The organism is Streptomyces sp. WM4235, assembly GCF_001279725.1.
Lineage (GTDB): Bacteria > Actinomycetota > Actinomycetes > Streptomycetales > Streptomycetaceae > Streptomyces.
The window spans coordinates 1-13,738 of record NZ_LGDE01000435.1; the positions used below are offsets into that span (position 1 = coordinate 1).

Sequence of the window (13,738 nt, forward strand, 5' to 3'; positions counted from 1 at the left end):
TCGTTGGTGGGGGCGAAGACGGTGATGTCCTTCGCGTTGTTGAGGGTGTCGACCAGTCCGGCCTGCTTGACGGCCGCGACCAGCGTGGACAGGGCGGGGCTATCGGACGGTGTGGGGCTCCACGCCCCCTTGGTTGCCCCGGGTGGCGAGGTGCTCACACCACGCCATTCGGAGCGGTCCGTCCGACGGATGGCAGCCTCACCCGATCCAGTGAAGAACCCTGTCCCGGACACTGCCGCCCCACGACATGACCGGCGCAAGGACGAGAGACGTGCTCTCCGGAACGGGGCAGGCGGTGCAGGGCGGCTGCTGCGTCGGCCGGTGGATGGACGGCAGATGGACGGCCGCCACGACGACGCCGGTCCCGGGGGCGGTCTTCGACGAGCCCGAGAAGTGCCTCGCGTGCGATCTCATCGACGGCCGGTTTCGCCATGCCGGCCACCACCTTCAGCCACAGGGGAAGACGGTGGGCAGGTGCGTGCGACCCGAGACTGACGGCGGTCGATCTCGGGGCTGAGGGGAACCCGTGACGAGTTACGGATCAAGGCGGATGGCCCGGCCGGGGGTGGACGCAAGGATTGGGACGACCCCGTCAACGGGGCCCTCAACCCTCAGGAGAGCCTGATGACTTCAATGCGCCGCCCCGGGAAGATGGTCCTCCCTGCCCTGCTCGCCGCCCTCGCCGTCGGCTTACCCCTGAGTGCCGCCCCCGTCGCCTCCGCCGAGCAGCGTGCGGACAAGACCGCGTACGCGAGCGTCACCGGGAGCGCGACGTTCGTCCTTCCCTACTACCCGGACGACGACGTCCGCTCGTTCAGCTTCGACGCGCACGCGGTCCCGTACAGCCGCCCGTTGCCCGAGATCCCCACGGGACTTCCGACCGATGCCCGGGGCACGGTCACGATCTCCCACCACTCCGCCGAGCGGAACATCACCTACACCTCCGAAGGCCGCGTGGACTGCCTGGTCACCGGCCCCCACACCGCGACGCTGACAGCGATCATCACCAAAGTGAGCCCGGGCGGCCCGGACGACGTCGGCAAGCGGCTCGGGTTCAGCGTCTACGACGGCGGCAAGGACAAGGGACACTCCGACGACCGCGTGGGCTTCTCGTGGAACGGCGTGAACCTGCTGCCGAGCGGCGACGCCGCTCCCGCGGAGGCACCGGTCGGCACCTGCATGGCCCCCGCCGCGTACGCCCCGGTGACCAAGGGCGGCTACACGGTCAGGCACGCCGAACTGCCTCCCCTGCCGAAGCGCTGACCGACGCACAGCCTCGGATCACCCGGCTGACCGGATGAAAGCGGCCGCGCCTGGTCGTGGCGTCGGATCGGCGGACCGGCCGCTCCCGGCCGTTGTCGGCCGCTCCCGGTCGTTGTCGGACGGCCGGGGCAGGTCAGGACTGTGGTGGCTGGTCAGGACTGTGGTGGCTGGTCAGGTGGGGCGAGGTGCGAGAGCGGCGGTGGCTTGTTGTCGGTCCAGGACTTGTCCGGCCGATCATGTCCGGAGCCAGATGGTGAGGGCTGCGGCGGTGGCGGTGCCCGGGTGGACGTAGCGGCGTTTGTCGTGGCGAGTGGCGACCGCCCGGTACGGGCACCCGCCGCATGCTGATGCGCCCGCCCGATGGTTGAGTCGACTGAGACATTCCAGTCGATCTCCGGACACGTCTTAGCCGGCCGGCCGGATCGCGGCGAACCGCGTACTCAAGGCGGGACCGAGGTGGTCCACGAGGCCGTATCCGGGCTGGTCCGGCCACGGCAGACTGAAGAGGAACGAGGTGGTAATCACCCGGGCCACTTCGGGGACATCGAGTCGAAGCTGCTCTTCCAGGAATCGCACTGTGACTCGCCAGTCAGTCTCGTCTCCGCCGAGGAACGACGCGACGGTCTCCTGAACGACCTCCCAGAAGAAGACGTGGGGCAGGACACCGTCCTCGTTGAAGACGTGCGCGTCAAACAGGTCCTCAAAGCCGGGCACAGCCGCCACCAAGTCCCGCACCAGCTGAACATCTCGCTCCACCACTGGCACCCCTCCCCAGGCGCTCAGGATAGATCCACTCCCGCATCGGCCATGATCGACCGGAGTTGGGAGTGGAGGGTGCACCTTTCAGCCCCTCGAGTTGCCGGCCCGCTCCGTGACGACTCTGCCGCCGTCCGGGGCAAGGCCCTGCGCTGTTCGAGCAGAAGTCATGGACGGGTATCGGCGTTTGTCCGTTGTCCGGCGTCCGGGGTGGTGTGGCCGCCGGCGGTGAAGATGCGGTCGAGGTGGTGGTGGAGTACGGCGATGGCTGACTCTGGCGTCCGTTGGGCGACGAGGATGCTGGTGCCCATGGCCGCGGTCATGGCGAGCAGGCTGATGGCCTCGGTGCGTGCGTCGACGTCGGGATCGGCCAGGCCTGCCGCCTGGGCTTCTTCGATCAGGCTGGTGAGGGCGTTCTCGGCCGCGTCGGGGTTGTCGATGAAGGGCTGGGCGGCGAGCGCTCCGTCGGTCACGGACAGGATCGAGTAGGAGCTGTACAGGAGGTGGAAGGTCCGGCTCTCCTGGTCGGTCGGCAGGGATGCCGGCAGCAGTACCTCGATCGTCGCGCGCGGGCCCGGGTCCGCGCCGGCGGCGGCGAGGCAGGCGCCCACGCGGGCGGTGAAGCGGTCGGTCAGGTGCTGGAGTCCGTGGAAGAGCAGCTTCTCCTTGGTCTCGAAGTAGTACTGCACGAGCCGGAGGGATACGCCGGCCTCGGCGGCCACGTCGCGCATGCCGACGGCGTGCAGCCCTCGCCGCCCCGCGACTTGGATGAGCGCTTCGGCGATCTGGGTGCGCCGCTCCTCGTGGTCCACGCGCTTGGGCATCAGTGCTGTCTCCGGCCGGTGGGTGGGGTGGGTGGGTGGTGCGGGGCTCGCAGTCCGGCTTGGTCGGCTCGGCTCGAACATTTTCGTGGTACCGCCGTATCAACAATATGGTACGGTCGTATCACGAAGGACGGATCTTCCTGGAGGTGCCCCGTGCCCGAGAACACGACCCGAGTACGCCGCGACATCGGCCACTACGTGAACGACGAGCTACGCGACCGCTACTTCGCCACCTGCGACGTCCTCTACGCGAAGGGCGCGCCCGTCCGCTCCGAGACGGACGTCGAGACGAGCTTCGGTACCACTCACGTCTACCGGTACGGCCCCGCCGACCCGGCGGCAGAGTCACGCACACCCGTGGTCCTGATACACGGTTCGGGTGGCTGCTCCGCGCAGTGGTACCCCAACACCCGCGCGTTGAGCGCCGAACGGCCCGTCTACGCTCTCGACACCCCCGGCGACCCCGGCCGCAGCGTTCAGCGCGAACCGATGTGGCAGCCCGAGCGCGCGGCGCAGTGGATGGACGAGGCCCTCGACGCGCTGGGCCTCGACAAGGTCCACCTGGTCGGCTCCTCGTACGGTGGCTGGCTGGTCATCAACCAGGCCCACCTTCGGCCCGGGCGGCTCGCCTCGGTCACCGCCCTCGACCCGGGCGGTCTGGAGAAGGTCGGCCTGCGCTTCTTCGTCTGGATCTTCGCCAGCCTCTTCGCCACCTACGCCCCCAAGGCGTGGCGCCCCCGCCTCGCCAAGTGGCTGGAGCAGCCGGTGATCATCGTTCCTGAACTTCGCGCCATGATCCAGGCCGGCGTGAAGGCGTTCAAGATCCGCCGCCCCGCGCCGCTACCGCTGTCGGACGTGGAACTGGGCTCCATCCGCACACCGTTCTACCTGATCATGGGCAAGCGCAGCCTGCTCGTGCACCCCGATCGGCAGCTGGAACGCGTACCGCGCCTGATCCCCGGCGCCCGCGCCGAGATCGTCGCCGCGACCGGTCATGGCCCGCAGATCGACCACCCCGACCTCGTCAACGCCCGGATGGTGAGCTTCATGGAGGACATCGATTCCCTCGACCCGGCAGCGAACTGAGGCACCGCGGAGACGCAGTCGTGGGGGATACCCCCTCCCGGACGGTTCAACAGTGCATCACGGAAGTTCGACGATCGCTTGGCGCTGCTGTTCGCCTCGGCCGCGCCGCCGCCACCCTCGCGGCTCGGACACCGGCGTAGGCCATGCTGATCATTCAGCCCAGCCCTCGGTGTTGGAGCAGGATTCGTAGGAGTAGCGGGTGTCGCGGTCCCACTCCTCCCCGGTGATTCGTTTGTATGCCCGGTCCGGGGTGTAGAGCAGGGGCTCGGCCCAGATGAGGTCGATGGCGTAAGGAGTGAAGGCCGAAGGGTCCTGGAGGACGTTGTCGAACTCGGTGCGGCCGGCGGCGACGACCGCGGCACGGGTGTAGAGGAAGGCGTCTCCGCCCAGGTCGTGTCCGTACTCCTTGCGGTCCAGCCGGTAGAGCGCCCACGACAGTTGTTCGGCAAAGCCGATGACCAGCTACAACGGGGACCGGGCAAGTCGCTCGGTGAGGGTGTCTGCAAGGAGTTCGGCGTCCGGGTCAGGTTCCGGGGGCCTGCAGTCCTCGATGAGCTGCCAGAAGGCGTCTTCGTTCATGCCGGCGAGCATGCCGCAGCGGTCTGACACTCCTGGCTCCGGGTCACCGGTTTGCTGCGGCTGTGACAAGGACGCGTTTGCGGAGCAGGGGCAGCTTGGCTCGTCCGAACATCTGGCGTTTGATCATCTTGATGTGATTGACGCGGCCTTCGACGGGGCCTGAGTTCCAGCATGTGCTCAGGCCCTGGAGCACGGCATCCCAGTCTTTTCCAGCCCGGTCGCGAAGGCATGAAGGCGGGGTGGGTCCTCGGTGCGGGCGGCGGTGATCCAGTCTTCAAGGCGTTGGCCGGAGCGGGTTTGAAGGATCTCTGCGAAGCCGCGGACGTGCTCGTGCAGGGCCTTCAGTTCAGGGCAGTGGGCAAGGACGGCGGCGAACTGCCGGCGTTCCCCGTCGGCCAGGTTCTCGGGGTGCCGCATCATCCAGCCGGTGACCCGGCGGATTCCTGGTGGTGCGGGTGGGACAACGCGGATGCGTCGGCGGCGCCTCGATCGCAGATAGTCGCTGATGATCTGGTAGCTCCCGCGGTAGCCGAGGTCTTGGAGCTCGGCATGCAGCTGGATGGGGTTGGTGTGTCCTTCGGCTCCAGAGTTTGTCCAGGTGGGGCTTGTAGGGGTCGAGCCGGCCGGCCCGGGGCCGGCGCCTTCGGGTCAGCAGTTGTTCGGGGACTGCTGCGCGGGCGTTGCGGCGGACGGTGTTACCGCCCATGTGCAGTTCCCTGGCGATCTCCCGGATCTCGTGTCCCTGGGCCGGCAGGGCATGGATGGTCGCGTGCCGCTCTCGGATGCGAGCTTCGATCGGCGACATCGCCTTCGTCGCAACGTCCGCCGACACGGTCGAGGCGGCACGATCCTGTAGCGCTTCGGAGCGCCACCGCGTCTCCGGCCGTGGGGCGCAGCGACTGGTAGGCCCGCATGTTCAGGCGTCGTGTATTCGCCATCGGCGCTGGTCGACCGTCACCCTGTGTCGGTGCTCTGCGGCATGATGGCCGCCGTGAATACCGAGATACTCATAGACGTCTGGCAGCGGCTTCTTGCCGACCCTCGCAAGTCGTGGGTGCTGTTCGAGCATGGCACTTGTGTCGTGCTGACCGCTCCGGACGGAGAGCTTGCGGAACAGGCCACCGAGATCTTGAAGAAGTTCGGGCCGGCGCATGCCGGATCTTCGGCAGGAGACTTTGGCGTGATCGACCTCAAGGACGTCGAGGGATGGGTCGTCACCGGGCATCACAACGATGTCCTTGCCTATGTCGGCCCTGATGAGCCGCAAGATCAGTCGGAGATCTCTGTCGGGCTGTTCGGACGTTCCAAGCGCCATCGGGATGGCACCGAACTCCTCGTCGTCCACGTTGAGGACAAGCGAGGCTCAGCGGACCCAGCGTGAGGTGGCTTCGCTTCATCGTCGGTGGTCGCCTGGGGCGTACCGGCTCCAGGTTCCGCCGGCTTCCGTGACCAGGCGGGTGGCGGTCTTGTCGTGATAGCCGAGTGCCTTCGCGATGACGGGGGCTGGGGCCTGGAGGACGAGCTGGCGGATCGCGGAGGTCCTGCCACGTTGCGGAGGGACACCGATCTCACGCAGATGGGCTTGGAGATTGACCGGGTTCATCGGCTGTCCGGGCTGACGGCCGGGGAGGAGCCACCGTGAGCTCCTGCTGCTGGCGTAGGGCAGGTGCTGGCGTGACTGGACGTAGGCCCGTATCAGGCCGGCGGCGTCCCGGTAGGCGGCGAATCGGGAGTCCAGCCGCTGGACCCCGACCCGCGGGCCTCGCTCGGACAGCCAGAGGGTCCGGCCGGTCGAATGCTGCATCCCGGGCCGGACCTCGCTGATCCATTCCTCGATCGTGTGGGGTGTCCAGTGCCAGACGGTCAGCACGCTGCGGCGCTTGGGCGGTGAGCCCTTCTTGGCCTTGCCGTAGCGGACGAGCAGGGTGCCGTACTCGCCGAACTCCCGGCCCTGCGGGTTGCGGCCGAAGTCGGTGAGGTCGAGCATCCGGGTCTCGTTGCGCCGTAGCCCATAGGCGTACGCGGCCTTGAACAAGGGGGCATCCCGGAAAGCCGGCAGCCAACCCTTTCGGCCTTTGCCGCGGACGCGTAGGACCTCCTCGTCGGCATGGTCGAAGAACGCTTCCAGCTCGGGCCGGGTGAACGCGCGTCGTTCCGGCTCGCCCTCGGCTTCATCTGCGTGCGCGGCCGCGTTCCACTCATAGACCACCTGGACCGGATGTGTTCCGAAGTGCCGCAGGCACTCGTCGGTCCATCCGTAGGCGGGGTTGGTCAGGAAGTCGCAGAACTGGCGTACGGCGCCCTGATAGTTGCGAAGGGTGGAGCGGACGCAGCCGCGCACGGCCCTCAGGTCGGCCGACCATTCGTCGACGTGCTGCGGGGTCCACTGCCACGGCATCGCATCAGCATGGCGGGCAAAGGCCCGGACCGTACGCTCCTGATCGCCGACATACCCCGGCGAGAGATTCCGGGCGAGCTGCAGACTGCGCCACCCGTTCACCATCGCCTCGAAGACCTGCTCGTCGGGCCGCAACAGCGGCAGACCGTCCACCAAATGCAGCCGAGCAGACCCCGGAACGAGACCGTCCCCACCTATCCGCCATCACTCTCCGTCTATCGCATTTGACGCGAGAATTTCGCATCAGATGCGACTCGGGGGCGTCCTTGCAGCTCAATCGCCCGATGGAGTGATGCACCCACCAGGAGAGCGTGGCCACCGCTACCGTTGTTGGGTGCGACGCCGAGGTCAACGTCCCTGGTAGAGCCGATCGATCGCGGATCCGGACTGGCCTCCAGGACAGGTGTCTCCTATTCGCATCCGATGCAATTGGCGTCGGTAGTGCAGCCGTACAGCGGTTGACGCCAAGCCGGTGATCATGGTCAGGTCTCGGCGTTGCGGCGCCGGTCGGGAGTGGAGAGTTAGGCGATTGCCATGTCGCCGAGCTCGTCGGCGTACCGGCGTGTGGCCGCTTCGCCGGTGGCGGCGTCGAGGCGTACGGAGTTGTGGAAGCAGGCGCCGAGGACGGCGCGGGCCGCGGTGTCCAGGGCCGCCTCCGGGTCGGAGCGCGCCGGTCTACGGGGGCACCACCCGTGCCCTGATGTTCGGCGGCGAGGGCCTCGACCCGGTCCTGCTCCGGACCCTGGCCCCGCGCCTCGGCGGGGTCCGGCTCATCAACCACTACGGGCCGACGGAGACCACCATCGGTGCCTGCGCCCACGTCTTCGACCGGGGCAGCCTGCCGGACACCCCCACGGTGCCGATCGGCAGGCCGGCCTGGAACACCCGGGCCCACGTGGTCGACGACCAACTGCGACCGGTGCCCCCGGGCGTGGCCGGCGAGCTGGTGATCGCGGGCCGGGCGGTCGCGGCCGGCTATCTCGGCGGCCGGGGAGGGGACCGGTTCGTGGACGAGGCGGACCTGGGCCTCGCGGACGTGCCGGGGCGGGCGTACCGCACCGGCGACGTGGTGGAACGCCTCGACAGCGGTGCCCTGCTGTACCTCGGCCGCCGGGACGACCAGCTGAAGGTCAGCGGCCACCGGGTCGAACTGGGGGAGCTGCGCCACCACGTGCTCGCCGTACCGGGCGTCGTGGACGCGGCCTTCGAGGTGGTGCGCGGGCCGGTCGACACCCTGGAGGCCTTCGTGGTGCCTGCCGAACCGTGGCCGGACGCACGGGAGTTCGCCGACCGGGTGCGGATCTCGCTGGGGGCGGTGCTGCCCTCGGTGCTGGTGCCGAACGAGGTGCACGTGGTCGCCCGGCTGCTGGTCGACGCCAACGGCAAGCGCGATGTGCGGGCCACCCGGCGGCGGCTCGCGGAACTGGCGCGGCCGAGCCGATGAGCGCTGGGTTCGCGCCTCGGCGCGTCACGGTGGTGGTCGCCCCGACCGCGGGGCTGCGGGACGCCGAGTCCCGCAGTCGGGTGCTCGACGCCGCCGCGGCTCTGGTGGGGGTGGGCCCCGGCGGGCTGCGGTTGGGCCACGAGGAGAACGGCCGGCCCCGGCTGTTCGGGCTGGGGGGCGGTGTCCACGTGAGCCTCAGTCACGGCCGGGGGGTGGCCGCGCTGGCGCTCACCGGGCTCGGGCCGCTCGGCGTCGACGTGGAGGTCGAGCGGCCGCTCCGGGCCGTGGCGCTGGCCGAACGGTGGTTCACCCCGCCCGAGGCCGACTGGCTCAAGGAACAGGAGGAGCGGATGCGCGTGGCCGCGTACTTCTGGCTGTGGACGCACAAGGAGGCGATGGGCAAGGCGTACGGAACCGGGCTGGACCCGACCGCCTTCCTGCGGGCGGCGCCGACCCCGCCCCGGTGGCCTGCGGGCCGCGAGCCGGCCCCCCGGTTGCTTCCGCTGCCGCGGGAGCCCGAGCTGTCGGTCTCCTCGCCGTTTCTGCGGGACCATGTGACCTTGACCGTCGCCGTGTTGGGCCGCGAGGCCGGGGGAGCGCCGGTCGACGTGCACGTCTGCGCACCGCTGTGACACCCGATTGACATCGCCCATAACACCTGTCAGTCTCCTCTTACAGGTACCGCTACGGGTGGAGCGAATGGGGTGAGAGTTCTGACGAGCGAAGAGCTGCTGGCGCTGCTGGCCGCCGTGGGACACACCCAGCGGTTGCGGATCGTGGGAGAACTCGCCCGAGGTCGGGTGCACGTCAGTGAACTGGCCCGCCGGCTCGGCCTGTCCCGGCCGCTCCTCTACATGCACCTGGAGCGGCTGGAGAAGGCCGGGCTGGTGGCCGGGTCGCTGGAGCTCTCCGCGGACGGCAAGGCGATGAAATTCTTCGAACTCGCCCCGTTCGACATCCATCTCACGGTCGACACCGTCCTCGCCGCCCTCCGGGAGGACGAGTTGCAAGCCGCGGGAGCGGAACGCGCCGCAGGGAAGAAAGGAACCCCCTCATGAATGGCGGAATCATCGCCATCCTCGTCACCTTGATCGTCGTCGGCGGTATCAGCGTCAGCACGGTCGCCTATTTCACCCTGCAGAGACATCGTGCGGATGCCGTGGCCATGGCCGGATACCGCAAGCTCGCCGAAGAGGCTGTCACCCAGCAGGCGGCCCTGCACGCCGAGGTCAAGGAGCTCACCGAGCGGGTGGGAGCCGTCGAGGAACTCCTGCGGAGCGTCGAATAATGACAGGCAGCACGCCCGATCGGTTATCCGCGGGCAGCACCCCCGACCCGTTACGGCCGCCGCTGCGGCCCCTGGCCCTCCTCCGCTCCGCCGCCCCCTGGCGGGCCACCGCCTACCTCGCGAGCTACCTCGTGCTCGGCCCGGTCCTGTTCGCCTTCTGCCTGGCCACGGTCGTCGTCTGCTTCGTCCTCAACATCACGATGCTCGGCCTTCCGCTGCTGATCGGCGCCGCGGCCCTGCTGCGCGGCGGAGCCCACATCGAACGGGCCCGCCTCCGGCTGGTGTCCCGCCCGGTCGAGGCCGCGTACCGCACCGTGGAGCCCATGGGGATCCGGGCCGCGGTGAAAGCCCGCTGGACCGACCCCGCGACCCTGCGCGACCTGTCGTATCTGATCTGCCTCTTCGTCCCGCTGCTCGTGCTGGACGCGGTGGCCCTCGTGATCTGGGTGACCTCCCTCGCCCTCGTCGTCGTCCCCACCTGGTACTGGGCCGTTCCGGACGGCGGTGCCCTCGGGGTGCTGCAGGTCGACTCGCTGCCCGCCGCCTTCGCGGCCGCACTGGTGGGCTGCGCACTCCTCCTGGTCACCTGCTACGTCGTGACCGGGGCCGCCCGCCTCCACGCAGCCACGGCCCGCAAACTCCTCGGCCCCCGGACCGACCCGCTCTCCGCGGCGAAGCGCCTGCTGGCCGAACCCGGCCCGCTGTCCGCGGCGACCGGATCCGCGAACCCCTCCGCACCCTCTGTTCCTTCCGCTTCTCCCACAGGGATGAACGCATGAACACCGCACCGACGAACGGCACCGGCGACGTGGTGCGACTGACCGGCGTCAGCCGTACCTACGGAGGTGAACGCAACCGGGTGACCGCCCTCGACAACGTGTCGATCGGCTTCAGCCCAGGTACCTTCACCGCCGTGATGGGCCCCTCCGGCTCCGGCAAGACCACCCTGCTCCAGTGCGCCGCCGGGCTGGACCGTCCCACCGCCGGTTCGGTGCTGCTGGACGGTCAGGAACTCACCGGTCTCGACGAGAAGCAGCTGACGATGCTGCGCCGCGAGCGCATCGGCTTCGTCTTCCAGGCCTTCAACCTGCTGCCCGCGCTGACCGTCGCCGACAACGTGGCGCTCCCGCTGCGCCTGGCCGGCCGCAAGCCCGCGCCCGGCAGCGTCGAGCGGGTGCTGGAGCGCGTGGGCCTCGGTTCGCGCTCCACCCACCGCCCCGGCGAACTCTCCGGCGGACAGCAGCAGCGCGTGGCCATCGCCCGCGCGCTGATCACCGAACCCGCCGTCATCTTCGGTGACGAGCCCACCGGCGCCCTCGACACCCGTACCGCGCTGGAGATCCTGCGGCTGCTGCGGGAATCGGTCCACGAGGCCGGCCGGACCGCCATCATCGTCACGCACGACCCGGTGGCCGCCTCGCACGCCGACCGCGTCGTGTTCCTCGCCGACGGACAGGTCGTCGACGAGCTGCACGGCGCCTCGGCGGACGCGATCGCCGAGCGGATGACCCACCTGGGCGCCTGGGGCGACCAGGTCGTGTCGGGCCGCGGAGAAGGGGCCCACTGATGTTCGGCCTCGCCCTGCAGACGCTGAAGTTCCGGATCGGCAGCTTCGTCGCGTCCTTCGTCGCGCTGTTCTTCGGCGCCACCATCCTCATGGCCTGCGGCTCGCTGATGGAGACCGGCATCCGCAGCGTCGTCCCCCCGCAGCGGCTCGCCGCCGCCCCCGTCGTCGTCTCCGGCAAGCAGACCTTCCAGCGCGACACCCTGCCCGAGCGGGCCCGGCTCGACGCCTCCCTCGCCGATCGGCTGCGCTCCGTACCCGGAGTCGAGCGGGTCCTGACCGACGTCTCCTTCCCCGTCTCCGCACTCCGGGACGGACACCCCGCCCCGAACGGTGGCGGCCTCACCGGCCACGGCTGGTCGTCCGCCGAACTGACCGCGGCCCCGCTCGCCGGCGGCGCCGCCCCGCGCGGCAGGGGCGAGGTGGTCCTGGACCAGGGCCTGGCCGGCCGGCTCGGCGTCAAGGCCGGCGACCGGCTCACCCTGGGCGTCGCCGGGGTGGGCGAACAGGTCACCGTGACCGGGCTGATCCGTGGCACCGCGGGCACGGGCACCTCCCTGTACTTCGCCGACGACGAGGCGGGCCGACTGCTGGGCCGCCCGGGGCAGACCGACGTCATCGGGGTGCTCCCGAAGGCCGGTGTGTCCGCGCAATCCCTGGTCGCCCCGATCGAGGAGCGGTTGAAGGGCACCTCCGCGCTGGTGCTCACCGGCGACGCCCGGGGCGCCGCCGAGTTCCCCCAGGCCCTGGAGGCCTCCACCCGGCTGATCTCGATGTCCGCCGTCTTCGGTGGCATCGCCGTCATGGTCGCGGTGTTCGTGGTCGGCTCCACCCTGGCCCTGCTGGTCCAACAGCGGCTGCGCGAGATGGCCCTGTTGCGGGCCGTCGGCGCGCTGCCCGCCCAGATCCGCCGAATGATCGTCGGCGAGACCCTGGTCGTGGGCTCCGCCTCGATCCTGGTCGGTGTGGTGCCCGGGTGGCTCGCGGGGCGCTGGATGCTGGGACGGTTGGCCGACGGCGGGGTCGTCGCCCCCGAGATCGTCTACCGGGCCGGCTGGATCCCGATGGTCGTCGCCGCCGGGGCCACCCTCGCCTCCGCGACGGCCGCCGCCTTCATCGCCTCGCGGCGGGCCGCGCTCGCCAGGCCGGCCGACGCCCTCGCCGAGTCCGCCGTGCAGACCCGCTGGCTCAGCGGCCCCCGAGCTTTCTTCGCCCTGCTCTGCTTCGCCGGCGGAAGCGCCCTCGCGCTGGTGACCGCCCTGGTGATGAAGGGCTCCATCGCCGCGGCCACCGCGGGCCCCTCGGCCATGCTCTGGGCCGGTGGTGTGGCTCTGATCAGCCCCGGCCTCACCCGGGTGTTCACCGCAGTACTGCGCTTCCCGCTGCGCCTCTTGTCCGGCTTCCCGGGCCGGCTCGCGATGGACAACGCCCGCGTCCGGCGGATCCGGGTGGCCGGCGCGGTCACCCCGGTCATGCTGGTCACGGGTCTGGCCACCGGGCTCGTCTACCTCCAGACCTCCCAGGCCGAAGCCTCCAGGGACGCGGCCTCCGCGCTGGTACGGGCCGACGCCGTGGTCGGCTCCGCCGCGGGCGGGATGGACCCGGGCCAGGTCGGGCGGATCGCCGCACTGCCCGGAGTGGCCGGTGCGTCCGCGTACGTTCCGGGCAAGGCCTACATCGTCAAGCCGAGCAGCGATCCCGAGGACGAGCCCGACGAGATCGAGCTCGCCGTCCAAGGGGTCAGCGCGGCGGGCGCCGCCGCCACCCTCGCGGCCCCGCCCCGGGAGGGCTCGTACGAGGCGCTGACCGGCGACACCCTCGCGCTGCCCACCTCCATGACGGGCGAGAAGGGGCAGCGGGTCGGCGACACCGTCACCGTCGTCCTCGGTGACGGCACCAGGCTCCCGCTGAAGATCGTGGCCTCGTACGAGGGCAGGGCCGGCTTCGAAACCGGCCTCCTCCCCGCCGAGTTGGCCCTCGCCCACTCCGACACCGGGCTGGTCCCGCAGATCCTGGTGGCCGCCAAGGAGGGGGTCCCGGCCGCCCAACTCGTCGAAACCCTGCGGAAGTCGGCGGACGGGACACCCGGACTGCGGGTCGCCGACCGGGCCACCGTGGAGGCCGCCGCGCAGGACAGCCAGACGAGCGCGTGGATCAACTACCTGCTCGCCGGCACGATCATCGGCTACGCGGTCATCTCGCTCGTCAACACCCTCGTGGTCTCGGCCGCCGAACGGCGCCGCGAGTTCGCCCTCCAGCGGCTGGTCGGCGCGACCGAGGGCCAGATCCTGCGGATGATGGCCGTCGAGTCGCTGCTCGTCGCCCTCGTGGGCATCGCCCTGGGCACCGCCGTCGCCTTCGCCACCCTCGCACCCATGGGGATCGCCCTGGGCTCCGGCCTGCTGCCCTCCGGGCCGGTGTGGATCTACCTCGCCGTGGTCGGCTTCGCCGGCCTGCTGACGCTCGCGGCGACGCTCGTACCGAGCCGGATGGCACTGCGCCAGCGGCCCGCGGAGGTCATCGCGGTGGCCTGAGC

General features: G+C 70.3%; 16 protein-coding genes and 1 pseudogene. 10 read left to right on the forward strand and 7 right to left on the reverse strand.

Annotation, left to right across the window (positions count from 1 at the left end):
* Positions 1 to 107 (reverse strand): annotated as a pseudogene (locus ADK55_RS36880) (fasciclin domain-containing protein); the annotation flags it as partial.
* Between the two features lie 517 nt (positions 108 to 624).
* Between ADK55_RS36880 and ADK55_RS27535 the strand changes: the two are divergent.
* On the forward strand, positions 625 to 1,263 hold the full coding sequence (locus ADK55_RS27535) for a hypothetical protein (protein WP_234350275.1): 639 nt from the start codon (positions 625 to 627) through the stop codon (positions 1,261 to 1,263).
* Between the two features lie 405 nt (positions 1,264 to 1,668).
* On the opposite strand, the gene ADK55_RS27540 is transcribed toward ADK55_RS27535, so the two are convergent.
* Together ADK55_RS27540 and ADK55_RS27545 are read right to left on the reverse strand one after the other, a co-directional pair.
* Positions 1,669 to 2,022 (reverse strand): hypothetical protein, encoded by a 354-nt coding sequence (locus ADK55_RS27540; RefSeq protein WP_234350276.1) that lies wholly within the window; start codon positions 2,020 to 2,022, stop codon positions 1,669 to 1,671.
* A gap of 164 nt (positions 2,023 to 2,186) precedes the next feature.
* Positions 2,187 to 2,843, reverse strand: a complete 657-nt coding sequence (locus ADK55_RS27545; RefSeq protein WP_053682520.1) for a TetR/AcrR family transcriptional regulator — start codon at positions 2,841 to 2,843, stop codon at positions 2,187 to 2,189.
* A gap of 153 nt (positions 2,844 to 2,996) precedes the next feature.
* Between ADK55_RS27545 and ADK55_RS27550 the strand changes: the two genes are divergently transcribed.
* Positions 2,997 to 3,929, forward strand: coding sequence for an alpha/beta fold hydrolase (locus ADK55_RS27550; RefSeq protein WP_053682521.1), 933 nt, complete (start codon positions 2,997 to 2,999; stop codon positions 3,927 to 3,929).
* A 150-nt stretch (positions 3,930 to 4,079) separates the two neighbouring features.
* On the opposite strand, the gene ADK55_RS40135 is transcribed toward ADK55_RS27550, so the two are convergent.
* The 3 genes from ADK55_RS40135 to ADK55_RS41060 form a co-directional block, all read right to left on the reverse strand.
* Complete coding sequence (locus ADK55_RS40135) at positions 4,080 to 4,391, reverse strand: DUF4240 domain-containing protein (protein WP_324611207.1); 312 nt, start codon at positions 4,389 to 4,391, stop codon at positions 4,080 to 4,082.
* On the reverse strand, positions 4,392 to 4,508 hold the full coding sequence (locus tag ADK55_RS40140; protein ID WP_234350277.1) for a DUF4240 domain-containing protein: 117 nt from the start codon (positions 4,506 to 4,508) through the stop codon (positions 4,392 to 4,394).
* Positions 4,509 to 4,685: 177 nt separating this feature from the next.
* On the reverse strand, positions 4,686 to 5,069 hold the full coding sequence (locus ADK55_RS41060; RefSeq protein ID WP_420713690.1) for a DesA/ISL3 alpha bundle tail domain-containing protein: 384 nt from the start codon (positions 5,067 to 5,069) through the stop codon (positions 4,686 to 4,688).
* Between the two features lie 418 nt (positions 5,070 to 5,487).
* Here ADK55_RS41060 and ADK55_RS27565 point away from each other — a divergent pair, with 418 nt between their 5' ends.
* Positions 5,488 to 5,889, forward strand: coding sequence for a hypothetical protein (locus tag ADK55_RS27565; protein ID WP_199826640.1), 402 nt, complete (start codon positions 5,488 to 5,490; stop codon positions 5,887 to 5,889).
* Positions 5,890 to 5,901: 12 nt separating this feature from the next.
* Here the strand turns inward: ADK55_RS27565 and ADK55_RS27570 are convergent, their stop codons facing one another.
* Positions 5,902 to 7,059, reverse strand: coding sequence for a tyrosine-type recombinase/integrase (locus tag ADK55_RS27570; protein WP_053682523.1), 1,158 nt, complete (start codon positions 7,057 to 7,059; stop codon positions 5,902 to 5,904).
* A 325-nt stretch (positions 7,060 to 7,384) separates the two neighbouring features.
* Between ADK55_RS27570 and ADK55_RS27575 the strand changes: the two genes are divergently transcribed.
* The 7 genes from ADK55_RS27575 (at position 7,385) to ADK55_RS27605 (ending at position 13,736) form a co-directional block, all read left to right on the forward strand.
* Positions 7,385 to 8,350, forward strand: coding sequence for an AMP-binding protein (locus tag ADK55_RS27575; protein WP_267887365.1), 966 nt, complete (start codon positions 7,385 to 7,387; stop codon positions 8,348 to 8,350).
* Positions 8,347 to 8,982 (forward strand): 4'-phosphopantetheinyl transferase family protein, encoded by a 636-nt coding sequence (locus tag ADK55_RS27580; protein WP_107089325.1) that lies wholly within the window; start codon positions 8,347 to 8,349, stop codon positions 8,980 to 8,982. Before ADK55_RS27575 ends, ADK55_RS27580 begins: the two co-directional genes overlap by 4 nt.
* Before the next feature lie 72 nt (positions 8,983 to 9,054).
* Positions 9,055 to 9,408, forward strand: coding sequence for an ArsR/SmtB family transcription factor (locus ADK55_RS27585; RefSeq protein WP_420713689.1), 354 nt, complete (start codon positions 9,055 to 9,057; stop codon positions 9,406 to 9,408).
* The gene (locus ADK55_RS27590; RefSeq protein WP_053682526.1) at positions 9,405 to 9,638 is read left to right on the forward strand and encodes a hypothetical protein; all 234 of its coding nucleotides are present in this window, start codon (positions 9,405 to 9,407) and stop codon (positions 9,636 to 9,638) included. Before ADK55_RS27585 ends, ADK55_RS27590 begins: the two co-directional genes overlap by 4 nt.
* Positions 9,638 to 10,417, forward strand: coding sequence for a sensor domain-containing protein (locus tag ADK55_RS27595; RefSeq protein ID WP_053682527.1), 780 nt, complete (start codon positions 9,638 to 9,640; stop codon positions 10,415 to 10,417). The genes ADK55_RS27590 and ADK55_RS27595 overlap by 1 nt, the downstream gene beginning before the upstream one ends.
* Positions 10,414 to 11,205, forward strand: a complete 792-nt coding sequence (locus ADK55_RS27600) for an ABC transporter ATP-binding protein (RefSeq protein ID WP_053682528.1) — start codon at positions 10,414 to 10,416, stop codon at positions 11,203 to 11,205. Before ADK55_RS27595 ends, ADK55_RS27600 begins: the two co-directional genes overlap by 4 nt.
* Complete coding sequence (locus tag ADK55_RS27605; RefSeq protein WP_053682529.1) at positions 11,205 to 13,736, forward strand: FtsX-like permease family protein; 2,532 nt, start codon at positions 11,205 to 11,207, stop codon at positions 13,734 to 13,736. The genes ADK55_RS27600 and ADK55_RS27605 overlap by 1 nt, the downstream gene beginning before the upstream one ends.
* Positions 13,737 to 13,738 lie beyond the last annotated feature (2 nt).